Source organism: Nocardia sp. NBC_00403 (genome assembly GCF_036046055.1).
Classification (GTDB): domain Bacteria; phylum Actinomycetota; class Actinomycetes; order Mycobacteriales; family Mycobacteriaceae; genus Nocardia.
In genome coordinates this window covers 4,145,209-4,169,123 of record NZ_CP107939.1, presented here as the reverse complement: position 1 = coordinate 4,169,123, position 23,915 = coordinate 4,145,209, and the positions used below count along the sequence as shown (strand labels likewise).

The 23,915-nt window shown below is 66.1% G+C and carries 29 protein-coding genes and 1 pseudogene; 13 read left to right on the top strand and 17 right to left on the bottom strand.

Annotation, left to right across the window (positions count from 1 at the left end; all coding sequences use genetic code 11):
* The first annotated feature begins 107 nt into the window (after nucleotides 1-107).
* A complete protein-coding gene (locus tag OHQ90_RS18550; protein ID WP_328412151.1) occupies nucleotides 108-1,007 on the top strand; it encodes a LysR family transcriptional regulator in 900 nt (299 codons plus the stop codon).
* On the opposite strand, the gene OHQ90_RS18545 is transcribed toward OHQ90_RS18550, so the two are convergent.
* From OHQ90_RS18545 to OHQ90_RS18525, 5 genes are all read right to left on the bottom strand, one after another.
* Nucleotides 982-1,251, bottom strand: coding sequence for a RidA family protein (locus tag OHQ90_RS18545; RefSeq protein ID WP_328412149.1), 270 nt, complete (start codon nucleotides 1,249-1,251; stop codon nucleotides 982-984). The two genes, OHQ90_RS18550 and OHQ90_RS18545, sit on opposite strands and share 26 nt — an antisense overlap.
* A 165-nt stretch (nucleotides 1,252-1,416) precedes the next feature.
* Nucleotides 1,417-1,905, bottom strand: coding sequence for a hypothetical protein (locus OHQ90_RS18540; protein WP_328412147.1), 489 nt, complete (start codon nucleotides 1,903-1,905; stop codon nucleotides 1,417-1,419).
* Nucleotides 1,863-2,207, bottom strand: a complete 345-nt coding sequence (locus OHQ90_RS18535; protein WP_328412145.1) for a PIG-L deacetylase family protein — start codon at nucleotides 2,205-2,207, stop codon at nucleotides 1,863-1,865. The genes OHQ90_RS18540 and OHQ90_RS18535 overlap by 43 nt, the downstream gene beginning before the upstream one ends.
* A gap of 37 nt (nucleotides 2,208-2,244) precedes the next feature.
* Complete coding sequence (locus tag OHQ90_RS18530) at nucleotides 2,245-2,463, bottom strand: hypothetical protein (RefSeq protein ID WP_328412143.1); 219 nt, start codon at nucleotides 2,461-2,463, stop codon at nucleotides 2,245-2,247.
* A gap of 50 nt (nucleotides 2,464-2,513) precedes the next feature.
* Entirely contained in the window at nucleotides 2,514-2,939 is a 426-nt protein-coding gene (locus tag OHQ90_RS18525) for a VOC family protein (protein ID WP_328412141.1), read from the bottom strand.
* A 95-nt stretch (nucleotides 2,940-3,034) separates the two neighbouring features.
* On the opposite strand from OHQ90_RS18525, the gene OHQ90_RS18520 reads away from it, so the two are divergent.
* The gene (locus OHQ90_RS18520; protein WP_328412139.1) at nucleotides 3,035-4,012 is read left to right on the top strand and encodes a helix-turn-helix transcriptional regulator; all 978 of its coding nucleotides are present in this window, start codon (nucleotides 3,035-3,037) and stop codon (nucleotides 4,010-4,012) included.
* Between the two features lie 74 nt (nucleotides 4,013-4,086).
* Here OHQ90_RS18520 and OHQ90_RS18515 read toward each other — a convergent pair whose 3' ends face one another.
* Both OHQ90_RS18515 and OHQ90_RS18510 read right to left on the bottom strand, forming a co-directional pair.
* Nucleotides 4,087-4,527, bottom strand: coding sequence for an ester cyclase (locus OHQ90_RS18515; RefSeq protein ID WP_328412138.1), 441 nt, complete (start codon nucleotides 4,525-4,527; stop codon nucleotides 4,087-4,089).
* A gap of 105 nt (nucleotides 4,528-4,632) precedes the next feature.
* Nucleotides 4,633-5,361: a cupin domain-containing protein gene (locus OHQ90_RS18510; RefSeq protein ID WP_328412137.1), complete on the bottom strand. Its 729-nt coding sequence runs from the start codon at nucleotides 5,359-5,361 to the stop codon at nucleotides 4,633-4,635.
* Between the two features lie 420 nt (nucleotides 5,362-5,781).
* Between OHQ90_RS18510 and OHQ90_RS18505 the strand changes: the two genes are divergently transcribed.
* Together OHQ90_RS18505 and OHQ90_RS18500 are read left to right on the top strand one after the other, a co-directional pair.
* The gene (locus OHQ90_RS18505) at nucleotides 5,782-6,000 is read left to right on the top strand and encodes a hypothetical protein (RefSeq protein ID WP_328412135.1); all 219 of its coding nucleotides are present in this window, start codon (nucleotides 5,782-5,784) and stop codon (nucleotides 5,998-6,000) included.
* Nucleotides 5,990-6,613, top strand: coding sequence for a TetR/AcrR family transcriptional regulator (locus OHQ90_RS18500; protein ID WP_328412133.1), 624 nt, complete (start codon nucleotides 5,990-5,992; stop codon nucleotides 6,611-6,613). Before OHQ90_RS18505 ends, OHQ90_RS18500 begins: the two co-directional genes overlap by 11 nt.
* A gap of 46 nt (nucleotides 6,614-6,659) precedes the next feature.
* Here the strand turns inward: OHQ90_RS18500 and OHQ90_RS18495 are convergent.
* From OHQ90_RS18495 to OHQ90_RS18470, 6 genes and pseudogenes are all read right to left on the bottom strand, one after another.
* Nucleotides 6,660-6,778, bottom strand: a pseudogene (locus OHQ90_RS18495) (flavodoxin family protein); the annotation flags it as partial.
* An 18-nt stretch (nucleotides 6,779-6,796) separates the two neighbouring features.
* Nucleotides 6,797-7,213 carry a hypothetical protein gene (locus OHQ90_RS18490; protein WP_328412131.1) on the bottom strand — a complete coding sequence of 139 codons (417 nt, stop codon included), beginning with the start codon at nucleotides 7,211-7,213 and terminating at the stop codon, nucleotides 6,797-6,799.
* Nucleotides 7,210-8,367: a molybdopterin-dependent oxidoreductase gene (locus tag OHQ90_RS18485; protein WP_328412129.1), complete on the bottom strand. Its 1,158-nt coding sequence runs from the start codon at nucleotides 8,365-8,367 to the stop codon at nucleotides 7,210-7,212. Before OHQ90_RS18485 ends, OHQ90_RS18490 begins: the two co-directional genes overlap by 4 nt.
* Nucleotides 8,364-9,041 carry a class I SAM-dependent methyltransferase gene (locus OHQ90_RS18480; protein ID WP_328412127.1) on the bottom strand — a complete coding sequence of 226 codons (678 nt, stop codon included), beginning with the start codon at nucleotides 9,039-9,041 and terminating at the stop codon, nucleotides 8,364-8,366. Before OHQ90_RS18480 ends, OHQ90_RS18485 begins: the two co-directional genes overlap by 4 nt.
* The gene (locus tag OHQ90_RS18475) at nucleotides 9,038-9,733 is read right to left on the bottom strand and encodes a TIGR04282 family arsenosugar biosynthesis glycosyltransferase (RefSeq protein WP_328412125.1); all 696 of its coding nucleotides are present in this window, start codon (nucleotides 9,731-9,733) and stop codon (nucleotides 9,038-9,040) included. Before OHQ90_RS18475 ends, OHQ90_RS18480 begins: the two co-directional genes overlap by 4 nt.
* The gene (locus tag OHQ90_RS18470; protein WP_328412123.1) at nucleotides 9,730-10,401 is read right to left on the bottom strand and encodes a glycosyltransferase family 2 protein; all 672 of its coding nucleotides are present in this window, start codon (nucleotides 10,399-10,401) and stop codon (nucleotides 9,730-9,732) included. The genes OHQ90_RS18475 and OHQ90_RS18470 overlap by 4 nt, the downstream gene beginning before the upstream one ends.
* 101 nt (nucleotides 10,402-10,502) lie before the next feature.
* Here OHQ90_RS18470 and OHQ90_RS18465 point away from each other — a divergent pair, with 101 nt between their 5' ends.
* Genes OHQ90_RS18465 through OHQ90_RS18455 form a run of 3 tightly spaced genes read left to right on the top strand, consistent with a single transcriptional unit; the run spans nucleotide 10,503 to nucleotide 13,589 of the window.
* Complete coding sequence (locus OHQ90_RS18465; protein WP_442941428.1) at nucleotides 10,503-11,858, top strand: hypothetical protein; 1,356 nt, start codon at nucleotides 10,503-10,505, stop codon at nucleotides 11,856-11,858.
* Between the two features lie 4 nt (nucleotides 11,859-11,862).
* Nucleotides 11,863-12,564: a response regulator transcription factor gene (locus OHQ90_RS18460; protein WP_328412119.1), complete on the top strand. Its 702-nt coding sequence runs from the start codon at nucleotides 11,863-11,865 to the stop codon at nucleotides 12,562-12,564.
* Nucleotides 12,564-13,589 (top strand): sensor histidine kinase, encoded by a 1,026-nt coding sequence (locus tag OHQ90_RS18455; protein ID WP_328412117.1) that lies wholly within the window; start codon nucleotides 12,564-12,566, stop codon nucleotides 13,587-13,589. The genes OHQ90_RS18460 and OHQ90_RS18455 overlap by 1 nt, the downstream gene beginning before the upstream one ends.
* Before the next feature lie 3 nt (nucleotides 13,590-13,592).
* On the opposite strand, the gene OHQ90_RS18450 is transcribed toward OHQ90_RS18455, so the two are convergent.
* Entirely contained in the window at nucleotides 13,593-14,651 is a 1,059-nt protein-coding gene (locus tag OHQ90_RS18450) for an NAD-dependent epimerase/dehydratase family protein (RefSeq protein ID WP_328412115.1), read from the bottom strand.
* A 639-nt stretch (nucleotides 14,652-15,290) separates the two neighbouring features.
* Here OHQ90_RS18450 and OHQ90_RS18445 point away from each other — a divergent pair.
* Entirely contained in the window at nucleotides 15,291-16,661 is a 1,371-nt protein-coding gene (locus OHQ90_RS18445; protein WP_328412114.1) for a cytochrome P450, read from the top strand.
* Here the strand turns inward: OHQ90_RS18445 and OHQ90_RS18440 are convergent.
* On the bottom strand, nucleotides 16,633-17,202 hold the full coding sequence (locus OHQ90_RS18440) for a DUF1254 domain-containing protein (protein ID WP_328412113.1): 570 nt from the start codon (nucleotides 17,200-17,202) through the stop codon (nucleotides 16,633-16,635). The two genes, OHQ90_RS18445 and OHQ90_RS18440, sit on opposite strands and share 29 nt — an antisense overlap.
* A 274-nt stretch (nucleotides 17,203-17,476) precedes the next feature.
* Between OHQ90_RS18440 and OHQ90_RS18435 the strand changes: the two genes are divergently transcribed.
* Nucleotides 17,477-18,208, top strand: coding sequence for a hypothetical protein (locus tag OHQ90_RS18435; RefSeq protein ID WP_328412111.1), 732 nt, complete (start codon nucleotides 17,477-17,479; stop codon nucleotides 18,206-18,208).
* Nucleotides 18,209-18,571: 363 nt separating this feature from the next.
* A complete protein-coding gene (locus tag OHQ90_RS18430; RefSeq protein ID WP_328412108.1) occupies nucleotides 18,572-19,834 on the top strand; it encodes a cation:proton antiporter in 1,263 nt (420 codons plus the stop codon).
* Between the two features lie 276 nt (nucleotides 19,835-20,110).
* Here OHQ90_RS18430 and OHQ90_RS18425 read toward each other — a convergent pair whose 3' ends face one another.
* On the bottom strand, nucleotides 20,111-21,034 hold the full coding sequence (locus OHQ90_RS18425; RefSeq protein WP_328412106.1) for an AEC family transporter: 924 nt from the start codon (nucleotides 21,032-21,034) through the stop codon (nucleotides 20,111-20,113).
* 47 nt (nucleotides 21,035-21,081) lie between these two features.
* Between OHQ90_RS18425 and OHQ90_RS18420 the strand changes: the two genes are divergently transcribed.
* Nucleotides 21,082-21,618, top strand: a complete 537-nt coding sequence (locus tag OHQ90_RS18420) for a CGNR zinc finger domain-containing protein (RefSeq protein WP_328412105.1) — start codon at nucleotides 21,082-21,084, stop codon at nucleotides 21,616-21,618.
* A 212-nt stretch (nucleotides 21,619-21,830) separates the two neighbouring features.
* On the opposite strand, the gene OHQ90_RS18415 is transcribed toward OHQ90_RS18420, so the two are convergent.
* Nucleotides 21,831-22,694: an ADP-ribosylglycohydrolase family protein gene (locus OHQ90_RS18415; protein ID WP_328412104.1), complete on the bottom strand. Its 864-nt coding sequence runs from the start codon at nucleotides 22,692-22,694 to the stop codon at nucleotides 21,831-21,833.
* Between the two features lie 275 nt (nucleotides 22,695-22,969).
* Here OHQ90_RS18415 and OHQ90_RS18410 point away from each other — a divergent pair, with 275 nt between their 5' ends.
* On the top strand, nucleotides 22,970-23,536 hold the full coding sequence (locus tag OHQ90_RS18410) for a hypothetical protein (protein ID WP_328412103.1): 567 nt from the start codon (nucleotides 22,970-22,972) through the stop codon (nucleotides 23,534-23,536).
* An 88-nt stretch (nucleotides 23,537-23,624) separates the two neighbouring features.
* A complete protein-coding gene (locus tag OHQ90_RS18405) occupies nucleotides 23,625-23,909 on the top strand; it encodes a hypothetical protein (protein ID WP_328412102.1) in 285 nt (94 codons plus the stop codon).
* Nucleotides 23,910-23,915 lie beyond the last annotated feature (6 nt).

Here is a 23,915-nt window from a genome sequence, read left to right as displayed (position 1 = left end):
GACCTCTTACGTTCGACCGATACCACCCAGGTATCGGCGCTGCTCGGACGGGTGCTATCGGGCGCATGACGTATCCATGGCAAATAGTGCGGGGTATCGTGCGCAGGATGGAGCTGCGGACCCTGCGCTACTTCGTGACTGTCGCCGAAGAACTACATTTCGGGCGGGCCGCCGCCCGGCTCCACATGACCCAGCCACCGCTGAGCCGAGCCATCAAACAGCTCGAACTCGACCTCGATTGCGAGCTGCTGCACCGCTCTTCGACGGGAGTGACGCTCACTCCGGCCGGGGTCAGCCTGTACGAGGACGCGCAATCACTGCTGGCTCGCGCCGAACAGATCCGCGCGCGAACCACCGCCGCGGCCGGTCCCGCGACGCTGACCATCGGCACCCTGACCGACAGCGCCGAGCAATCCGTAACCCGGTTGGCGGACGCCTACCGGCAGCGTCACCCCCACGTACGGATCCATATCCGCGACGCCGACTTCACCGACCCGACCGCCGGATTACGTTCCAGCACAGTGGATGTGGCACTCACACGAGCACCGTTCGACCTGACGGGGCTCACCGTTCATGTGCTCCGGTCGGATCCGATCGGGGTGGTACTGCGCGCCGACGACCCGCTCGCGACCCGAGAGCAGCTGCACCCGAGCGAGCTCAGCGATCGGCGATGGTTCCGGCTCCCCGCCGACACTGATCCATTGTGGCGCGCATTCTGGACACCACCGAACAGCCACGGCAGTGACGGACCGGTCGTGCGCACCGCCAACGAATGCCTGCAAGTCGTGCTCTGGAACGGCACCGTCGGCCTCACACCGCTGTCGCACCCACTGCCGGACGGTCTGGTGGCGGTCCCGCTGGCCGATATGCCACGCAGCGATCTCGTACTCGCCATCAGGAAACACGACCATCGCCCGCTGATCCGAGCATTCACCCACACCGCCGCCGAGCTCTACCGCGGAGATCAGCCGCACACCGGCCTCAGTCCAGGATCGCGGTTGCCGTGACCTCGATCAGGTGGGCGGGTATGTCCAGCGCCGCGACGCCCAGCAGTGTGGCCGGTGGAGCCGCGGCGATCCCCAGCTGGGCAGACGCTCGGGCGATGCCCTCGCCGAGCGTGGGCATTTTGTCGAGAGTCCAATCCACCACGTAGGCAGTCAGATTCGCGATGTCGTCGAAACTGCCACCGATCTGGGCCAGGGCCTTGCCGATATCGAGGTAGCACTGCTCGACCTGGCGCGGCGAGGTCACCCACGCCGACCGTGTCCCCGGCGGCGTCCCAGGAGACTGACGACCATTGCCCAGATCGCTCGCGAGGCAAGCATTTCGCAACGTTCGCTGTTCCGCTACTTCGGCAGCAACGTCACTCAGCCAGGTCGAGATCGTCAGCTTCGGTCGGAGCTGGTGTGCTGGGTCTCAGCCGGCCGCAGAGGTCGGGCGGGCGAAGAGGTCATCGAGCGGGCCGGACGCGGCGGGGCGGAGTCCTTCCTCAGCAAACCATTCCCACCGGAAAAGCTGTGCCTGAATCGGTGTGGGAATGCGGCGCAAGGCTCGGGCGATCCTGGCGAAACGGCCACGGCCTTCGAGGATGGACCGGTGCTCAGCCAGTGCACTCATCCGTTGTGCCGCGAACGCTCCGACGTCGATCCGGTGAGTGATGTCCGCGCGAGCGGTGTAACCGTTGCGGATCGCGGTGGCGTCATAGCCGAGCCAGCGGGCCGGAGCGGTCAGCCCCAGGAACAGCTCCCGAGGCAGTGTCGCGTTCAGCACCCGTCTGACGCCGGCCGTTTTCGCGGACAGGGCGCCGACTTCGTGGACCCGGACATGATCGGGGTGACCGTATCCACCGTTGCGGTCATAGCTCAGCAGCACATCCGGGCGTTCTTCCACGAGGATCGATGCCAAGCGTTCAGCGGCCTCATCGACGTCCGCCCGGACGAACATTGTTCGTCCGGGCCGAAGTTCTCGGCGTGTCCAGGGTCGAACACCTCGGCTACGCGGACAGCGGACACGGTCCGATCTTGTATCCGAACCCGTGCGCTGGCCTGCAATTCCCGCAGCCGCGGCGCGACGGCACCGTCGAACTGTCCGTCGGATGCGACGACGATGACCGTGCGGTGGCCGGTGTGGGCCAGTTTCGCCAGGGTGCCGCCGGTCAGGATGATCTCGTCGTCTGGGTGGGCATGCAGAGCCACGACTGTCGCCATGACGTCAGTATTGCGGCCACGGTGACAGATAGCGTGATCAAATGGCGAATCCTTCGATCCGCCGCACTCCGGTCAGAATGTGTTCGGTGTTGTGTGGGATCGCATCCAGCAGCGCATGCCCGGCGACGGCCGCGATATCGCCCGCATCGATGAACGCGACGCGAGCATCGCCGGTGGCAGTGATGATTTCACCGGCACGCACCCCCATCGCGACGAGGTGATCGCCGGTGAAGTTCTGCATGAACCACGACGGCAACAGCTGATCCGCAGCGGCCGAGCTGCCGGTAGGCCGGTGAGGAGAGCCACTCAGGGCAGGCTGTACTCGGCGACAACGTCGAGGACCCACACCACACCGAACCGATCCTGAAGCATCCCGTACAGGGGTGCCCAGCCCGCCGGTGCGAGAGGTCGGATAATGTTTGCCCCTTCGCTGAGCCGCTCCCAATAAGGGACCATCTCGTCGGCCGACTCACCACGGGCCGACACGAAGTACGAGTTCTCACCTTGGGTCCAGGGCATGGAGGCGGGGACGTCGTAGGCCATGATGTGGAAGCCGTCGGGGGATGCGACCTGGCCCCACATCACTTGATCGGCATCGTCTGGGTGCTGAATGTTCCCGGCGTCGGCATAGGTGACCGCGAGCAGGTCTCCGCCGAAAACAGATCGGTAGAACTCGAGGGCGGCTCGGGCGTTGCCCCGCAGGTTGATGTGGGTGACGGTGTTGATGCTCATAGAGGCTCCCGGGTAGTCGTTGTTGTCAGGTACGAGTCAACGGTCGCAGGGGAAGAGGACAGGAAGTGTCCGCTACTCGAGGCAATATGAGAGCTATGCCGAAAACCTCAGCGCGCCTGCTGTCTTTGCTCTCACTGCTGCAGGCGCACCGGGATTGGCCGGGCGCGCTGTTGGCCGAGCGGCTGGAAATCAGTCCGCGCACCGTACGCCGCGATGTCGATCGCCTGCGTGAGCTCGGGTATCCAATAGCGGCGATCAAAGGACCGGATGGCGGATATCGGCTTGACGCAGGAACGGAATTGCCGCCCTTGCTGTTCGACGACGAGCAGGCCGTCGCCCTCGCGGTCGCACTCCAGATCGCTATCACCAGCGGTGCCGGGATCGAGGAAGCCGCAATGCGCGCGCTGACCACGGTCCGGCAGGTCATGCCCGCACGGCTGCGCCGCCGCATCGACACCTTCCAAGTCACTCCCGTCGAGACCGCGAACCCACAGGCCGACAGCAGCGTGCTCGCGGCGCTCAGCGCCGCCGCCCACGCCCGAGAAGTGCTGCGCTTCGAGTATGCGTCCACACAGACGGCCGAAAGCGACAGCGCCGCAACCCCACCGCGCCGAGTGCAGCCCCACCACCTCGTCACATGGGGCGGGCGCTGGTACCTCGTCGCCTGGGACCTCGACCGCGACGACTGGCGCACCTTTCGCGCCGACCGAATCGCCCCCCGCACCCCCACGGGTCCCCGATTCACCCCGCGCGAACTCCCCGGCGGAGACGTAATCACCTTCGTTACCAACAGATTCCAAGGCTCCACCGACTCCGGAGGCTGGCCCTGCCGCGGCGAGGTGATCCTCGATCTACCCGCCGCCACCGTCCTCGACTACATCCACGAGGGACTCGTCGAAGAACTCGCCCCCGACCGCTGCCGGCTCGTCCTCGGCTCATGGTCCTGGCCGGCACTGGCCGCCGCCCTCGGCAGATTCGACGCCGACATCGAGGTCATCGGCCCGCCGGAACTCGAAACCGCCTTCGGGCAGTTGGCCCGCCGCTACGCCAAAGCAGCCCGCTCGGACGGGTGAGCCTCGAAATCAGCGAAAGGCCGATACCAGTTTCGACCACCGTTGCGCGCGAACCGCACTGTCTTCCATGCTCTTCATGCCGATTCGATGGGGGGCACTGCGCCGATCTGCTGCATTGCCGAGAACAGATTCGCCACGCCCCAATGCTCGGTAATCTTCCCCTCGCGCACACGCATCGCATCGACCGTCTCGAACTCGACACGGCGGCCGGTGGGGGCCACACCGAGGAACTCGCCACGGTGTGTTCCGGAGTACGTCTTGAAGGTGGTCACCACCTCACCCTCGACGGTCTGCCAATGGATGCTGGCAGAGAAGTCGGGGAAAGCGCGGCGCAATGCCCCATACAGCTTCCGCACACCGTCCTTGTCGGGCGTCGTGCCAGGCTGCGGTGTGTGATCAATGAAGTCGTCGGCGAAAAGGTCCTCGAAGAGCGCGAAATCCCCACCGCCCTGCACCAGCTCGGTGTTACGGCGAACCACGGCTTTTGCATCTGTCGACACTTCGTTCCCAGCCATGCTCATCCTCCCTACTCCGCCGACAATTCAACTTACGGACTCCGCCGGATCGACCCATGCGGACTGCGGGCCGGGCCTCCGAACGGCTTGGCCGCGGCCGAGCTCCTACCGACGACGGGTGATCACGACCGGCTTCATCTCATACGGCACCTGGTCAAAGGCGGAAACCGGAATCCCGAAGGCGGTGGCGAGCACGTCACGAGGCAACGAGTTGAGCGCGCCGACGATGCCGATGTCGTCGTTGGGTTCTTTTGCGCTGGTGTTGAAGACGATCAGCACCTCCAGCGGCATGTCGGTGTGGGCGTTCTCGAAGTAGTGGAAATAGCCCTGCGGCGCGAAGACCAGGTCACCTTGATCTGCTTCGAAGACGTCGTTGCGGTAGGCGCCGCCTGGATGAGTGCCGAGGATGGTCCATTTCGCCCGACCAGAGACTATGAAATTCAACTCCCATGCGGTCGGGTGCCAGTGCGGCTCCCGCATGCCGCCCACCTCGAGCCGGACGAAGTACACCGCCCCCTGCTGGCCCAGCAGTACCGGAAAGCTCTCCTCGGTCGCCCCCTGCAGATAGCCACCGTTGTATTCGTCCTTTTCCGACGAGGTGAGTTTGAACAGATGCGAGGACCGAGCGAGGTTGTTGTCGACCTCAGCGGCTACCGGCAGATGCTCGGGTTCAGCACCGAAGCCGGTGGCCGCGACCACCGCTCCCGCGCCGACGGCACCGGCTCCGAGCGCGACCGCACCCGCGCCGAGCGCGGTGCGACGGTTCATCCGATCAGCGTTGCCGGTGCTGGCGTTGTCGCCGTCCGCTGCCGATTCATCCGACCCCTTTGCCATACCTACCACCGACCTTCTCTGCTGACACTTGTTCGTCTACGCAGGCCACGCCTTCCCGCACAATCAGCGATCCCTCCCACACCACCCCGCGACTATATCCATCTGCTATCACACGCGACTGCTTTTGCCGATAGCTTGCGGACACCACCACTCTCGACGACGCCCGGCGACACGTACACCCACACACTTTTGGCGTTATGACGGTCGACCGTGGCAATTTACCGAGTTACAAGACTGGCAGTATCGGTGAAACCAGCCTACGATCACTTGGCTTCCGGGCTGAAGTCAAGGCATGAAGTCCCCCATAAACCCCAGCAGATAGCAGCACGGGAAGAGATGAGCATCGACTCACACGGATATTTACGAAACTAAGAGTACTGTTTTTACAGTAACCATAGGTTCGACCACCCTGGAGGTGTCATGGAAACCGAGACGATGCCGACCACGCAGTTGGGATCTACCGGTATGGAGATCACGCGCGTCGGGTGCGGCGCGTGGGCTATCGCGGGCGGGGATTGGAAGTTCGGGTGGGGCCCGCAGCAGGATGCGGAGTCGATCGTGACGATCCGGCGCGCGCTCGGGTCCCACTGGATCGATACCGCCACGACGCCGTCACAAGCAGGCACGAATGAGCACTGAAACCACAACGTTCCGGCGTGGACGGCCGCGCAGCGAGAGGGCGCGCCAGGCCATCCTGGAAGCAACCGTAGATCTTCTGCTCGAACGCGGACTGACCGCCATGAGCATGGACGCGGTCGCAGCGGTGGCCGGAGTCAGCAAGGCGACCATCTACCGCTGGTGGCCGACCAAGGAGACCCTCGCCATGGACGCTCTATATCAGGAGTGGGCCACGAGTCCGTCCGCCGCCGACACCGGATCGCTGCGACAAGACCTGCGACACCTGCTGTACCCATGGGCGGCACTGGCGGCGCGCCGCCCATATGGCCGCGCCCTCGCAGGCCTGCTCGCCGAGGTGCGGATGAAGCCGGACTTCGCCCTCGAGTACCGGACCCGTTTCGTCGAACACCGCCGAGACCAGGGGCAACTGATCCTGCAACGGGCCATCGCCCGCGGCGAGATACCCGCCGACACCAGGATCGAAGTCACACTGGACCTGCTTTACGGCCCGGTCTATCACCGGATGCTGCATGGCCACGCCCCCATCGACGAGGCCTTCGTGGGCGAAGTCATCCGCACCGTGCTCGACGGAATCAGACCCAGACCCCACGATTCCGGTGCGGCGGCGCCGTAAAGGATTGCCCGGTCGAAGTGCACCGTGCCGTAATTGTTGCTGAACCCAGCGCGAGCCACGCGTCGGTGGTCCACCCGTGTTCGATCATGTCCGGCCGGACCCCGGTCGCGATGTCGTGGTCGACGACACGGTTATGGGAACCTGGACGCCGTTCTTCTCCATGATGCGGGCACAGTGTGTAGTTCATCGCGGTGTTCCTTTGTCGATCCGCCGTCGAATGATCTCGGCAAGGACAACCAGTGCCCATACGATGACCACCGCGACGATGAACCCGGCCATGTAGTCGCGGTCGAGAACGGTGGGGTTGTCGGGCATCGCATGACCGCGCCTGAGCACAGGCGCGGCGATCAGCACCAGCGCGACCGTGCACACCGCACCGCACGCGCCTGCCGCCCACCATGCGCGCGGAAGAATGCGCCGCGCGGCTATCCCGACCGCTGCGCACAACGGCGCGAAAACCGCGTCGTGCAGCAAGATTCCACCGGTGAACCACACCGCGACAGACAGCAGATCGGGGGTGCTCAGGTCCAGCAGCAAGGACAGTCCGTACCACCCCAGCCACAGACCGGCCAGCAATAACAGCACGCGCACCGCAGTCATGTCAGCACCTCGATCGCGGACAGCCATTTCGTCTGCAGCACGCCAGGGCGGTTGGGAGCGATCAAGCGGCAGGGATACCCGTGGTCGAGATCAAGGGTTTCACCGTTCAGCGACAAAGCCACCAGGGTGTTGGTGTCGACCGCATGTCGTTGCGGGAGAAGCGAACTGTTGTAGAGGCCGCCACGTTCGAGTGAGGTGAAACGGACATCGCCACCACGGTAGGCACCGACTGCGGCGAGCAGGTCACGCAGGCGGACGCCGGACCAGTCGGCCGAGGCGCTCCAGCCTTCGACGCAGGCGATCGGAAGTCGAGCGCTGGCCTGGGGCAGTGCGAGTAACTCGGCTCGGCTGAAGCCGCGCCGCTGGTCACCGACTATGACGGTCAACCGGTAGTCGAGCGCACGGGCGTGTTCACTGATCCCGGCCGCCTTCGCGGAACGGTTGACCGGAACTCCCTGCGGCCCTTGCCCACTGCGTGGTGCCAGGACCGCGGCCCACCGCAGGAATGGCACCGTCTGACCGGCAACGGCCAGGGTCGCGGCAGTCGCTGACAACCCTGCGGCAACCAGCACCACGCGGCGTGAAACTCGGTGGTGTCCAGAGGTATCCGCGGGCGATGCGCTCGGGGTGTCTGGATCGGAGTCGACTGGACGGCTCAATGCCTTTCGTATCACCGGCAGCTTGACGGCCAGGTGCACCGCCAGTGCGCCGACCACGACGTAGGCCATCGCATAGTGGGTGGTGGGGAAGAAGAACTTCCATGGGTAGTACTGCGCGGTGTTCAGCAGCCCGGTCGACAGTTGGAAGATCGTCGCCCCCACCAGCAGGGCGATCGAGCCGCGTTCGAGCGCACGCAAGGGTGGTCCGATCAGCGGCCGCTGGAACAGCCTCGGGTACACCGCCCACAGCTTCACCAGCAATAACGGGATCGCCGCTACTCCCGAGATCACATGCAGACCCTGGGTGAGTCGATACAGCCATGCCGGGTTCGCGGGCCACCAGAACCAATGGGGTGGATGTTGGATCCAATGGCTGAGCAGTCCGGTCACGAAGCACACGAGCACGGCCGCTCCGAGCGCGATACCGACTCTGGCAACGATCTCAGGTCCACGTGCGGTCGAGGAACCTGCGCCTGTGCTGGTCCGCGTGTTCATCGCGGCGGCGTCCTCGACGTGGGAGTTTCGCCGCGATGCAGCCAAGCGATGTGCCGACCGTAGACGTTCGCGGTGGCCAGCACACGCAGCTCGGCAGCAGCGGCGACCTCGTCGACGAGGTCGATGCCGACGCGCGCCCATGGGAACCATTCCCCGGCTCGGGTTCGCGTCTCCAGTCGGATGGTACGAGTCACCATTCCGGTTCCGGGTCTTGCGAATTCGACGATCGCGACTCCGTCGCGGGCGAGGAGGTTCTTGGCGCGGGTCAGGATGCGAATCGGGTCGCCGCCGATGCCGATGTTGCCGTCGGCCAGGATCGCATATGCCCACCGCCCCGAGCCCGGCAGCGGCCCGAACAGATCCCGTCGAAGCGCGGGAGCACCGCGGAACCGACTGACCTCGACTGCCATGGGCGAGATATCGACCCCGAGTGCGACGACACCACGCCGCAGCAGCGCGGCCACCAGACGCCCGGGTCCGCAGCCGATGTCGATGGTCGGACCGTCACAACAACAGGTCAGCGCGGTGTCTGCGTACCGGTTGGCGAAGTCGGCGTCGGCCATCCCCAGCCACTGCCGGGCGGGTAGTCGACGCCGGGGCCCGTCGGCGGTGCGCACCCAGCAGTCCGCACCGGTCAGCGCCTCGTCGAACAGTTCGGTGTCCATCGTGCTCATCGCAGCGCCACACTTCGATGGCGCAGCTCAGCCATGACCTCGGCAAAGGACCCATCGGTGGTGGCGGCCACCCGCAGTGCGTCGTCGAAGGTGTCCACGTCGGCGAATGTAGGAAGCATCTGCACTCGATTACCGCAGTACTGCAAAGCTTTCCGGGTCAGATGTCCAGTTCGTGCGGTCGACATCGGCACGTCGATGAGAGTTCGTGCGGCCTGCGGCATGGACAGACCGAGTGCCCACCAGCCACCGTCCTCGGCAGGGCCGAGCACGGAGTCGTCGCAGGCGATCAGGTCGCGGGCTGCTCGGGTCAATACCTCGGCACCGACCTGTGGGGTATCCATCCCGATCTGCAGTACGGGCAGCCCGTGGCGGGCGGCGTCAGCGTGCGCGTTGGCCAGCCGTGTGCCGAAGCTCGCTCCGCGCTGCGGCACGATCTCGAATTCGCCCAGTGCCCTTGCCAATTTCTCCCGCCGTTCCGCGGCGGCCAGATCCCCGGTGAACGCAACCACGCGATGGGCGACACAGCTGTGCAGTACCGAATCGAGCGTGTCGAGCAACGAGGCCGCCGCGACCTCGGCCGCCTCCTGCGGCGTCAACGGCGGCGTCAGCCGGGTCTTGGCATAACCGGCGATCGGCGCCTTCGCGATCACCAGCAGGGTCACCTGCTGCGTGGTCGCGTCGCACACGGTCATCGGAGGACCGCCAGGAAGTCGCGGGTGGCGTGCAGGGATCCGCGCCATGAACCGGACACTTTGGAGATCCCTCCGGTACGCGGCCGGTAACTGATGTCGCGCTCAACGATTTTCCAGCCCGCTCCTGCTGCGCCGATGAGCAGCTCGAGGGGGTACCCGCAGCGATTGTGCAACGGCCCGAGCGACAACATCGCCGTCCGGCGGGCCACCCGCATCGCGGCGATATCATGCACGGGCAGTCCGTACTTGCGGCGCAGCCGACGCGCTATCAGCCGGTTGCCCAGGCGCGCGTGCCACGGCCAGACACCGGATTCCACCGGGACACGCCGACCTACCGCGAGGTCGGCGCCGCTGTGCATCAGGTCGACAAGTCCCGGCAACTCGCCGGGGTCCATCGAGCCGTCGCCGTCGAGGACCGCGACCAGCTCAGTGGTCGCTGCGGCGATCCCGGCTTGGACCGCGGCACCGTATCCCGGCCGGTCTTCGGACACGACCCTCGCCCCGCGAACCCTGGCCACCGCCGCCGTCGCATCGGTCGAGCCGTTGTCGACGACCAGCACGTGGTAGCCGGCCGGCATGGCCGCCAACACGTCCGGCAATGCTTCAGCTTCGTCCCGGCATGGGATCACCACGGTGACTCCGCCCGGATTGTCCAGCGCATTTGTCATGGTTTCGACGCTAAGCCTCACCGTCGGCCGATAGGTCGAAAAACCTGTGACGAAACGATGACGGCGACCAGACCAGCAGCTGGATCGGCCATTGCGGATCTATGGTGAGAATCGTGCAGGACCTCACTGTGGCCGCTTCCCGGCCCCGATCCGGAATACGCGGCGACATCATCGGCACAGGCTCGGCTGCCGTGCTTGTCGGTGCCGCGTTCCTGGTTCCGCAAATCGCTAGCGAACAGTGGCGTCGTTCGCTCTACGCGGGCGCGGCTCCGCTCTTCGGCAACTGGCTTCCACATATCGGCCCAGGCAGCTTTCCCGCCATCGCCGTCGCCATCGCCGTCGTGATGTACGGCCCCGAGCTGACCGCGCGTCTTCCGTGGCGGCGACTGCTTGCGCTGGCTTGGCTGACGGCGATGGTGTGGGCATTCTCGCTGGCCATGGTCGACGGCTGGCAACGCGGATTCACCGGCCGACTCACCGATTCCAACGAATACCTCCATGAGGTCGGCGGCGTCACCGACATTCCGGCGATGCTGCGCGGGTTCTCGAGCCGGATCTTGGACTTCCAGCCGGACTCATGGACCACCCACGTCTCAGGCCACCCACCGGGCGCACTGGTGTTCTTCGTGCTGTTGGACCGAATCGGTCTCAGCGGCGGTGCGTGGGCGGGAACCGCGTGCCTGCTGATCGGGTGCAGCGCCGCAGTGGCGGTCGCGGTCACGCTGCGAGCACTCGACGCCGAAGACCGAGCCCGCGCCGCACTGCCGTTCCTCGCGCTGGCACCGGCCGCGCTGTGGCTGGCGGTGTCGGCCGATGCGATGTTCGCCGGGGTGACCGCTTGGGCGGTGGCACTGTTCGCTCTGGCCACCCGGCCCGCCGGTCGGCCGATTGCCGCCGTCACGGCGGGGCTCCTGTTCGGTTTCGGTGCCTTCCTCAGCTACGGCCTGGTGCTGATGGCGCTACCCGCGGTTGCGGTCCTCATCGCCGCCAGGACCCTCCGTCCACTGCTCTCCACCCTCGGTGGCGCACTGCTCGTCGCTCTCACCTTCACCTCCGCCGGATTCTGGTGGTTGGACGGCTATCACCTTGTCGTGCAACGCTATTACCAAGGCATCGCCTCCGAGCGCCCCTTCGCGTACTGGTGGTGGGGCAACCTCGCCGCGACGGTGTGCGCGGTCGGCCTCGCGACCGCGGCGGCGGTGCACCGAGCAGTGTCCCGAACTACGCTGCGGGCACTCGATCCCACCGCGCTGTTGGTGCTCGCGGGCGTGTGCGCGATTCTGGTCGCGGACGCGAGCGGACTGAGCAAAGCCGAGACAGAACGCATCTGGCTACCATTCGATATCTGGGTGCTCACCGCGACCGCGTTCCTGCCGAAATCCACCGGCCGTGCTTGGCTCACAGTCCAGGCGCTCGGCACGCTTCTCATCGCTCACACAATCCTGACGAATTGGTGACAGCATGTGCATTCTGATCGCAGACGACGACCCCGTAGTTCGAGACGTGGTGCGACGCTACCTCGAACGCGACGGGCACACGGTCATCGAAACCGCTGACGGCCCCGCCACATCGGCCGCGCTGGCCGACACCGGTGAGCGCGAAATCGAGCTCGCCGTGCTCGATGTGATGATGCCGGCACCCGACGGCATCGATATCTGCCGCGAAGTGCGGTCCGGACCACGCCCGCACACACCGATTATCCTGCTCACCGCGCTCGGCGACGAGGACGATCGGGTCCTGGGCCTGGAGGCCGGGGCCGACGACTATGTCACCAAGCCGTTCAGTCCGCGCGAGCTTGCACTGCGGGTCTCCTCCGTGCTGCGCAGATCACAGCAACAACCGGACACCGAGCAAGCCATCCTGCGCGACGGGGCTATCGAGGTGCGCACGGCATTGCGGCTGGCGCTCATCGACCGGATGCCGGTCGAGCTGACCCCGCGTGAGTTCGACCTGCTGGTATTTCTCCTTCGCAATCCGCGACGGGTGTTCAGCCGCGAGGAGCTGCTCGCGCAGGTCTGGGGCTGGGACTTCGGCGACTTGTCCACCGTCACAGTGCATATCAAGCGGCTACGCGCCAAACTCGGCTGTCGGCACCGCATCGAAACGGTGTGGGGACGCGGGTATGCGTGGGCACGCAATCGCGCCGAGACCGGCGGTCGGTGATGCCTGAGGACGCCACCCAGCTCATCGCTTACGCACTGGCCTGTTCGGTGCCGGTAGTCGTGATCGGCGCCCTGATTCTGCGCGCAACCAGCAACCGCTCCCTGACCACCAGCATGGCCGTGCTCGTGCTGATCCCGACCCTCTCGACGCTCGCGGGCATTATCGGCGTCAGTGGATTGATGTTCACCCATGAACTTCAGCGCACCGCCATCGTCCTTGCCGTCGTCGCAGCAGTGACGGTACCTGCGGCAGTAGTGCTCGGCCGCGAACAAGCACGAAAAACCGTCTGGGAAAAGCAGATCCGCGAACAAGAACGAGCCGCCGAACACTCCCGACGAGAACTCGTCGCCTGGGTCAGCCATGACCTGCGGACACCGCTGGCCGGTATCCGCGCGATGGCCGAAGCGCTGTCGGACGGTGTCGTCACCGACAGGCCCGATGTCATGCGCTACGCCGAACAGATAGGCATCGAAACCGACCGACTCTCACGGATGGTCGACGACCTGTTCGAGATGTCCAAGATCAACGCGGGCGCACTACGGCTCGAACTGGAGCCGGTGGATCTGCGCGAGCTGATCGACGAAGTACTCGCCGCGAATCGCCCGACCGCCGAACGCGCGCGGGTGGCACTGCGTGTGGAGCAACCCGATTCGCAGATCGTGGTGGCCGCGAGTGACCATGCGCTCGGTCGTGTCCTGACCAACCTCGTCTCCAACGCCATCGCCCACACCCCGCCCGGCGGCCGGGTCGCGATCTCCGCGGGCACCGGCGACGGCCACGCCTGGGCCCGTGTCGAGGACACCGGCCCGGGGATCGCGGAGCAGGACCTGCCGCGTATTTTCGAGGTCGCCTACCGCGGCACCGCCGCACGCTCCCCGGTCGCTGCCGAGGGTGTCCCCACTGGCAGCGGCATGGGGCTGGCCATCGCGGCCGGGCTGGTCGAAGCCCACCACGGCGACATCACCGCCGAAAACCGGGACCAGGGTTGCCGTTTCGAGATCCGGCTACCGCTGCCCGAGAGCTGACCGCTACACCGTCGGTGCCCCGACTCCGGCGGCGGCCCGCAGCGGCGCGGACGCGAACCGGGTGAGGCCCTCGATCGGATCGACCTGAGCGACGAACCCCAAAATGCGCCTTGCCCTATCAGGGTCGGCCACGATATGCCGGACGTCAGCGGCGCGGTACCGCCCGGTGACTACAGGATCCGGGCCACCACGCGCGATGGCCAGCGCCGAGGCGACTTCGCCAATCGTGATCGGGCGGCCCGAGGAGATGTTGAGCGCGACGAAACCCGGCAGCGGCTGTTGCACGGCAGCGAGGTTCGCCGCGGCAACATCGGTGACATCCACGAAATCCCTGGTCTGCCTACCATCCTCGTACACCTGCGGCGCCTGCCCCGCCTCTAGCGACGACCGGAATATCGCAGCGACCCCGGAATACGGTGTGTCCCGCGGCATCCCGTCGCCGTAAACGTTGTGATACCGCAGCGCGGTGACGCAGGCACCGGTCGCGGTCGCCCAGGCCGCCGCGTAATTCTCTTGCGCCAGTTTGCTTGCCGCATACAGACTTCGTGGTCGCAAGGGCGCATCCTCGCCGACGGAACCCCACGTGAGCAGCTCCCCGGTCTCCTGGCAGCGATGATCGAAAATCCCCGCGTCGAGGTCCGCTCGTCGGCGGACGCCGACTTCCACAGCGCCACATTGCTCGCCGTAGTAGCGGCCTTCGCCGTACACGACCATCGACGACGCGAGCACCAGCTTGCGGCACCCGGCCCGGTCCATCGCCGCAAGCACCACCGCCGTGCCGAAGTCGTTGTGACTGGCATACCCCGGGGCATCCTGCGCGCTCACGCCGGCTCCGACGACCGCGGCCTGATGGCATACGACGTCGATGCCGCGCAGCAACACATCCAAGGTGTCAGGGTTGCGTACGTCCACATGCCGCACACCATGCGGAACAGCAGCAGCGGGTCCGTGCGCGGCGGAAAGCATCGCATCCACGGCAACCACCTCGTGGCCCGCCGCCGACAGGCCACTGTGGACATGGGACCCGATGAAGCCGGCGGCACCTGTCAGCAGTACTCGCACCGAGCCTCAGCCCCTTCCCCACGGCAGGCCCCGAGGTTCGGCGAGCGCCGCGACGGCGATCACGTGGTTCTGCACCGAAGCTGAAGTCATGGCCTGATCCTGCCTGCCCACCACAGAATTTTCGCTCGGCGCGCCCGCATCGTCAGACTTTTGTCACGACCTCGGTAGTCGCTGCGGCGCGGATGGCCGGTCCACTGCAACTGCACGAACCTCTCACTGGCCGCAGACATGGCCGGCCGCCCATCTCGGCCCGCATCCCGATCCCGCACAGCCGAACGGCCCCTAACCACTGGGTCTGGTCAGCCGCGCAATCACCTATACCGTGACGACCGTCGCACTGTTGGCGAGCACTGCGTACGGCACCGAAAACCACCAGCCAGCAGCCACCACGACGACGTCGAACCCGCCGTCGCCCTCTGCGATCATCCCCTTTGTGACACTGAGTGATTCGCAAAGGATGGTGGCTCGAGGCCATCCCATAACCCTCGGCGCGGAGCTCATGCCGGAGATCTCGAGCGAGATGAAAGGCCAGCTGGAGACTGGCGTATCAACGATCGGGATCCTGTTGCGGGGGTTCACCTTTGGGCACGCCCGTTAATCTTGCGGCGGATATCGACGCTCTCGGCTTTACTTGCTGTCATGTCGTCCACGTCCACGTCCACGTCCGCCGCCGTCAGTGGGATGCCCCCGATGGTCACGGGCCGCCTCCGCAATACCAAGCGCTTCGTTACCGACCCGATTACGTTTCTCTCCGACTCTATGACCCAGCACGGCAACGTCTTTCAGTTCCAACTGGTCAACGGAAACATGGTCGGGATCACCCATCCCCACCACATCAAGTACATCTTGCAGGAACGCATGGCGAACTTCACCCGCGAGACCCAGATGTACGACATCTTGGAACCGTTCGCGGGGCGCGGACTGGCGACCATCGCCGACCACAACCGGTGGCGACGCAACCGGCGCCTCGCCCAACCCGCCTTTCACCACAAGAAGATCAGTGCGCTCAGCGAGATCATGGTGGCCGAGATCGACTCCATGTGCGACGAGTGGGCCGAACATGCCCACGCCGGACGGACGATCAACATCGGCGAGCAGATGAGCCACCTCACGTTGCGGATCGTGGTGCGGGCGCTGTTCGGATTGGATCCCCACGGCCCGGAGGTCACCGGCTTCGCCCACGCGGGGCAGAAAGTGAACGACGAATTGGGGAAGTTCGTGCGGATGCCCTTGATCCCCTTGAAGTTTCCGACGCCGAGCCACCGCCGCTTCTGGCGGGCGATCGGCGAGATGGATGCCATCGTCTACGCGGTGATCGACGAGTTGCGCGACACTGACAGCGATGGCCTGCTGTCTATGCTCATGAACGCCACGGAAGCTGATACCAACTCGAAACTCACCGACAGGGAGCTGCGCGACGAGGTCGTCACCATGCTCTTCGCCGGTCACGAGACCAGCTCCTCGGCCCTTACATCAGCCATGCTATTGCTGCAATTGCATCCGGAGGTGCGTCAGCGGCTGTGCGATGACGTTGACAGCGCGTTGCCCGGCCGGCACGCCACCATGACCGACCTGCCCGCGCTGTCCTACGGCAAGCAGGTGCTGGAGGAGGCGTTGCGGCTCAAGCCGCCGGTATGGATGGGACAACGTCGCGCCGACGAGGACGATGAGATCGGGGGCTACCACATCCCGGCTGGCACTTCGGTGCTGTTCAGCTACTACCACGCACACCGCAACCCCGAGTGTTGGGATCAGCCTGACACCTTCGACCCAGACCGCTTCACCCCCGACGCGGTCGCCGCCCGTGACCGGAACGTGTACCTGCCCTTCGGCGCAGGCGGACACCTCTGCATCGGGAACGCGTTCGCGATGATGGAGATGCAGCTGGCGCTCTCGACCATCGTCAGGCGGTTCGAGCTGACCATCGAGAACCCGGACCTCACCCCGACTTCCGCGCTAACCCTCAACACCAAGTTCCCGGTCATCGCAACGCTGACCGAACGGCGATAGCGCTTCGGACAGTGCCATTCGCGGTATGGCCGCCGTCTTCGCCGTGGTCACCCTGCCCACACTGGTCGCTGGCCGGATCCGCAACACCACACCGTTTTGCCGGTCCGACCGAGCGCGAGGCTGCCGAGGGGGTGCGGAAAACTGTTGCCGCGCTCGAGTGATCCGAATGATTGGTGACGTCCGCAATGAAGGCGATTTCAAGGGTGCTCTTGACCAGATCGGCGGTGGGTTTGGGGTCATTGTCCTGCAGGAACGATCGGTCGAGGATCAGGGCGCGATGGGTTCCGGAGCGCCCGACGTGGAAGCCGCTGTCGGGCAGGGCGCCATCGTAGCCGGGCGGAACGAGCAGATACTTGCCGCCCGCGCCGCGGTCGGGGCCAGGGAGTCCGAAGTCGATGATCCACTGGAACCACATGTCGTCGAAGATGCCCAGTGATGCCGGTGGGGTTTCGACCACCATCGGGCCGCCGGTGAGGTCGACGAAGCCGAGGTAGTAGACGGTGTCGGCGTTGGCGGTCAGGAACAGCGACTGCGAATCCATCAGCTCGGAGAAGATCAGGATCGAGTTGCGTTGCGGTAGCGGACACTCTGGACCTGACGTTCCGGTATGCGGGCAATTTCCGGGCCCCGGCGCGGTGATGGCAGCTCATGTCCGGTTTGCCGGTTTGTTCTGCGAGATTCCGGCAGTGGTGGCGAGGGATGTCGGTCACGATGGTGCGGGGTCGGCCATGTGGTTCGAGTCGGCCGGCCGGGGTTCGACACCCCCATGAATGACGTTGTTGGGACGTACTTCTCGCGACGCAAGGAGAATTCCTGTGAACGACGAAGAAAAGATCCAGTCATTCGACAGCTTCGACTCACCCGACTCCATCTCCGAGATCACCGACCGGCCGGCCGAGGCGAAAGCTCCGAGCCTGCCATCCGGGCTGCTGACACTGCCCCAACTTCTGGACGGCTGCACCACAACCTTGCCCACGCATTTGCAGCCGTTCGCCAACCAACTGGAGGGCGGAGGGTGGCGGTACTCACGCACCGTCGAGATCTTGTCCTACTACTACATATCCACCGAGCAAAACGCCTACTTGGATGCCTGGACCTCCCGCAGCGACAAGCCGGGAGAACGATGCGACGGCGGGTACATCAACCAGGACTACGCCAACTACAACGACGGCCGATGGGTGTTCTGCTTCCGCACGAACGGAACACCACCATCCCCCTTCACCCACTCGGTGCGACTCGTCAGCCTGCGCGACGGAAGACTGGAATACATGTATCCCGGCCGCAACACCGTCTTCCCCAGCGACATCTTCGGGCGGCGCGGCAATCCGGAGATGGATCTATACGAGGTCGTCCCGAAGGTTTTCATCATCGGGTCACGACACAACTACACCCAGACCGGCAACACCGGGTCCCTGGGACGCTACGGGTACATGCGGCCGGTGCCACCACCAGAAAACCACGCCTACATCAAGTGGGACGGAATGGCTACCATGCGTGAATCCCTCACCACAACCGTCGATCGCGGCTGGTGCCTCCAGCCCCTGTGATCGAGTCTCGACGAGGCCCGGGGCGTTCGCGCTCCGGGCTTCTTCGCTGCGGCGGTTAGAGCCGCTGCGTCAGGGCCATTCCACCATCCGCCACGTACACCTGGAGTGACCGGCGATCGGCCCGGGGTGGTCGCGGGGCAACACCGGTCGCTGGCGCGAACGCGCTGATCGGATGAGGGTTCGGCCCTGCGCACGCAGCCGTTGCGGGCTTCGGCTCCACGCGGGTTAATAGGTGAGAGGCGGTGATCAGCGGGATGACTGACCGTGGTCGCACGGACCCGGCCGCCGGTCGAGGCCGAGAGTGATCTCCTCCGGACGCGCACTGCGCCGCAACCTGAACATCGACGATGAGGCGGCGGCGACATGACGTGGGCTCTACCGGCGATCGCCACGGTGTTGCTCGCCTATTCGGCGGTCTCTGGTCGTATCGCGGGCACACCGATCACCGGCCCGATCGTCTTCACGGCCGCAGGTCTGATCCTCGGTGGAAACGCGGTAGGACTGATCGGCATCCACACCACCGCCGAGACGGTGAGATTGCTCGCCGAGGTGACGCTCGGGCTGGTGCTGTTCTCCGACGCCTCGCAGGTGAACCTGCCCAGCCTCCGGTCCGAGATCTCGCTTCCCGCCCGACTGCTCGGAATCGGCCTGCCGTTGACCATTGTGGCGGGTTTCGGCGCGGCGCTGGTCGTACTCGGCGACCTCGCCTGGTCCGAGGCGCTGCTGCTCGCGGTGATCCTCGCCCCGACCGACGCTGCCCTCGGGCAGGCGGTGGTGACACTCCCGATCCTGCCGTCGCGGGTGCGCCAGGGATTGAATGTCGAGAGTGGACTCAACGACGGCATCTGTGTGCCTCTGTTCCTCATCGTGCTCGCGATCGCGCAGGCCGAAGCGGACGCCATCGGCGACGGCGCCGCCGTTCGGCTGGTCACCGAACAGATCGGGTACGGCACCCTCGCCGGCCTCGCGGCCGGGGCGATCGCCGCCGCGATCCTGATCACCGCCGGCCGCCGCCACTCCATCGACCCGTTGTGGGCGAAGATCATTCCGGTGGCGGCGGCCACGCTCGCCTACACCACCGCCGCGCCCCTGGGCGACTCCGGGTTCATCGCCGCGTTCGTCGGCGGCCTGACCTTCGGCGCGCTCCGTCACCGCACCGCCGACCACCACCCGGGCGGCGATGACGAGGACGAGGACGACATGCTCGACGAGGCCGGCGACGTATTCAGCGCCGTGACGTTCATCGTCTTCGGCGCCGCGGTCCTCGGTCCTGCGCTCGGCCACCTGTCCTGGGCCGTGCTCGGCTACGCGGTCCTGAGCCTGACCGTCGTCCGGATGGTCCCCGTCGCGCTGTCGTTGATCGGCACGCACCCGCGCGCACCGACCGTCGCCTTTCTCGGCTGGTTCGGCCCGCGCGGACTCGCCACCATCGTCTTCGTCATCCTCATCCTCGAGAAACCTGGCGAGCTGCCCCACGAAGAGCTGCTCCTGACTACCGCAATCATCACCATCGGGCTCTCCGTCTTGGCCCACGGTCTCAGTGCCGCCCCCTTGGCCGACCGCTACGCCACCTGGTACCAGCGTTACCCTCGCCGCGAGGGCGAGCCGGTACCGGACACAGGATGACGCGACACCGACCCCGACGGCGCGGAGAGCTGCAACTGCTCACGTTCGTGCTGAGTGGTCGGGGCAAGAGCACCGTTCCTGTGGCCAAGTCGCGCGCACAGGCACGCAGGTCTTTCGAGCGTCGATATCATGTTTTCCGCGCCGTATCCCCACGACAGGTGGCTTTGATCGCGAATTCGGATACCGCCTGGTCGCGAATCCCAGCAGCGCTCGGCTTCGATGCTGTACGTGGATTTCGACACCACCGAGTAGTAGTCGCGGATGCGTGCGAGCGGGCTACATGACTCCGGCGAAGGCGAGGACGGCGGGCAGGGTTGCGGTGGCCAGGATGGTCTGCACACCGGTGATGGAGGCCATGAGCCGGGAGTCGCCGCCCATGCGGGTGGCGAGGACGTAGGCCGAGGGCGCGGTCGGCAGCGCGCAGATGATGACGATGCTGGCCAGTGCGGCGCCGGTGACGCCGAGTGCGTGCGCGAGCGCACCCGCTGCGAGCGGCAGCGCGACCAGTTTCAGGAGGGATGCCGTGCCGATATCGAGGACGTCGCGCAGCCGCAGTCGCAGGGTGATGGCCGCCCCGGCGGCGAGGGTTCCGCACATGAGTGCGGGTGAGGCGAGCAGCTCGATCGGCGCGGCGGCCACGTCCGGGAGCCCGACGCCGAGCAGGTTGAGCGCCAGACCGGTGGCACAGCCCAGGATGAGCGGGTTGGCGAGAAGTTCGCGCCACGGCCCGGACCGGTGCGCGCGGGAGTCCTCGTCGCCGTAGATCGACAGCGCGGTCACCGAGATGACGTTGACCAGCGGGACCACCACGGCGGCGGCGATCGCGAACGTCGCCACGCCTTCGGCGCCGTGCAGGGCGGAGGCGAAGACCAGGCCGAGGTAGGTGTTGATGCGGATGCTGCCCTGCACCAGCGATGTCAGCTGCGGGCCGTCGGCGCGCAGCACCCGACGCAGCGCTATCACCAGCAGCCCGGTGCCGAGGATCGGGACGGCCAGCACCAGGGCGAGCAGCCCGAGGGAGACCGCGCCCAGGTCGGTGCGGGCGATGGAGCCGACGAATAGCGCCGGGGTGAAGACCCAGTAGCTCATCCACTCCAGGCCACGCCAGAACCCGGGGTCGGTCACCGCCCGCCGGCGCAGGATGCCACCGAGGGCGAGAACGACGACGACGGGGAGGATCGCGGTGGTCACAGCATGCACACAGCAAACCTTGCTGTAATGGGTCCGTGCAGTTCAACCATGACAACATGACGGGGGTATTTCTGGCCGTCGATTTGGTCAACCTGCGGGCCGGGCCGGACTGGTCCCTCGACGGCGTGGAGGCGGTGCTGCGGCACCACGAGATCCGCCGGCCCGAACTCTCACCGGCCGCGGTCACGGCGCTGCGCCGCTGGTCGGTCCGGCTACGTGCGGTCTTCGCCGCCCCCGACGCCGAGACTCGCTGCCACGCCATCAACGCCCTGCTCGTCGACGGCGCCGCTGGTGTCTACCTGACCACGCACGACGCGCTGCGCCCGCATCTGCATTTCACCCCCGACGAGGACGACGTGGTCAGCCGTGTCATGGCCGTCACCTCCGGAAGCCTTGCCATTCTCACCGTCGAAGCCGAAGGTCGTCGGCTCGCCACCTGCACGCGGTCGGGATGCCCACGCGTGTTCGTCGACACCAGCCGCAACGGTCGCCGCACCTACTGTTCAGCACGCTGCGGCAACGCCGACGCCGTCGAGCGGCACCGCCACCGGACCCGCCACGCCACCTCACCGCATACGAACGTCGTGCGATAGATCGGGCGCTGCCGCGATTCGTGAAAACCTGAACTGTCGGTGTCGGAATTCGCGACCGAGTGGTGCCGGGAATCGCGACCAAAACATGTCGCATCGGCGAATTGTGACGTCACAATCGTTCTCGAGATCGCCGAAGCGCACCACCCCCACCAAGCTGGCCGATTCGGACAGCGCGCACAGCGGCATTACCGTGCGTTCGCGGATGATCGGCGTCAGTCTGTAGCCCATGCGGGCAGGGGCTCACGCGCCGACAACCACTGTTCCGGTATTCCGTGTATCGTGCCTCGACTTCCGATCCCGGTGTGTGCTGCCACGATTCCGCCGACGATCGCGGCCGTCGTGTCCACATCCCCACCGGCCTCGACGCACGCGGTGACGGCGGCCGGATAGTCACCGAGAAAGGTGGCCGCTGCCCACAGCGCGAACGGCACCGTGTCCTGGGCGCTGACCTGTGCGCCGTTGCCGAGCTCGTAAGCGGCTTCGGCTACCGATCGGCCGAGTAACTTTCGGGCTCGACGGACACCGTCCGCGGTCCGACCATGGACCAGATACGGCTCGACCACGTGCAGTAATTCACTTGGTACACAGCCTGTTCCGCGCGTCGCCGCAGCGTGGCTCGCCGCGGCGGCGACCGCCATGGCACCCACGATCGCTTCCGGGTGCCGATGGGTGACCTCGGCCGACAGCGCGGCCTGCGCTGCCGCTCGAGGCAGATCCCCAGCAAAGTACGCCCCGAGCGGGGCAACCCGCATCGCAGCTCCGTTTCCCCACGATCCGCGCCCGTCGAAAGCAGCTCCTGCCGCTTCGCCCCAGGGGCGCCCGTCGCGAATCTCGTGCAGCACAACGACTGTGCCGCCGCCGTAGCCACGATACGGTTCGCAGCGATCGGCGAACGCGGCCGCGAGCGCGTCCCGGTCGACGCAGCCGCGGCCGCGGACTTCCGAGTACACCGAACAGGCCATCTCGGTGTCGTCGGTCCACTGCCACGGAGCCACTGGCGGCCGCCCGGCGAGCAGTTCAGCTACGGAGCGGCCGGGCACGAAGAACTGAGCACCCAGCGCATCACCTACGGACAAACCCTCGAGGCTGTCATGCGCGGAATCGGAAACCAACGGCATACGGTGACCAATAATGCCAACCGCAACCAGCTACCGCAACACTCGGCAAGAGCAAGCGGCAGAACGGTCCACAGCCGCATTCCACCCTATGACCGCCGCGGTCGACTCGGTGCCGGCAGCCGAAACCAACTGCCGCCGATCACGCCTCGGAAGCGCCAGGAATCCCGCACGCCGGTTTCCGACCCCGCAGTGATACCGGACAGCATGTCCTGAGGCGCTACTACAATCCCCGCGTGACGCTCACCCTCGCCGACCTCGTCGGCTACACCGATCGCGACCTCGACGCCGATCTGGCGCGTTGGTTCCCCGATGCCGCGCCCGTCCATGTCCCGGAGCAAACCCGGCCGGTGGCACCGTTTCTCGCGCACCTGGCTCCCGCGGACGCGGCGGCGCTGGCCGCGTTCGACCGACGGGTGCGCTCGGGCCAGCTGCCGCAGTTCCTGGACATCTTCTCCTGGTCATACGGCTTCGATTTCGCCGTAAATGATTGCAGCATAAGCGATTCGAACTATTCGACCGAGCTGACCGACGACGATGTCTACTCGATCGGCGCGGACGGCGGCGGCAATCTGTATGTCGTGCTCACCAATGGCCAAGTGGCCGTGTGGTTCCACGAGGAGGAGGTACTCGAAGGCGGCACCCGCTTCGACAACATTGATGTCTTTCTCTGGTCGTACGTGCGCTACCACGCGGTGCGCGCGGGGAAACTCGCGCGCTCGGCCGTAGAGGCAGACTTCCTGGCGCTCGGTCAGGACGGCGCGCTCGAACCGCACCTCGGCCTGCTGAGCCTCATGAAGTAGGTACCCACCTACGCCCCCAAGCCAACCGCGCCACACGGACGCGCTCGTCGAATACGTCCTTTGTCAGACAGGCGACTCGGCGTGAACAATGGCGTGCTGGTCGAACCGAGGTGGCGGCGGCGCCGACCGCGGTGAGGTCGGTCTCGGCCGGGGACCTGCGTTAGGTGACATCGGCAAGGCCACCGCTGAACTGCTCCAGTCCCGCGGCTACCGCGTCATGGTCACCGGCGTCGACAATGTCGCCAACGCCGGACTTCCCGAAGACGTCGTGATCATCCAGGCCGACGCACGGTCCCTGCCGGACATCGACCATGCAATGGACCAGGCGCGCCGCCAATTGCCCCACCACACCCGCGCGGGGATCGGGAGATGACAGGCT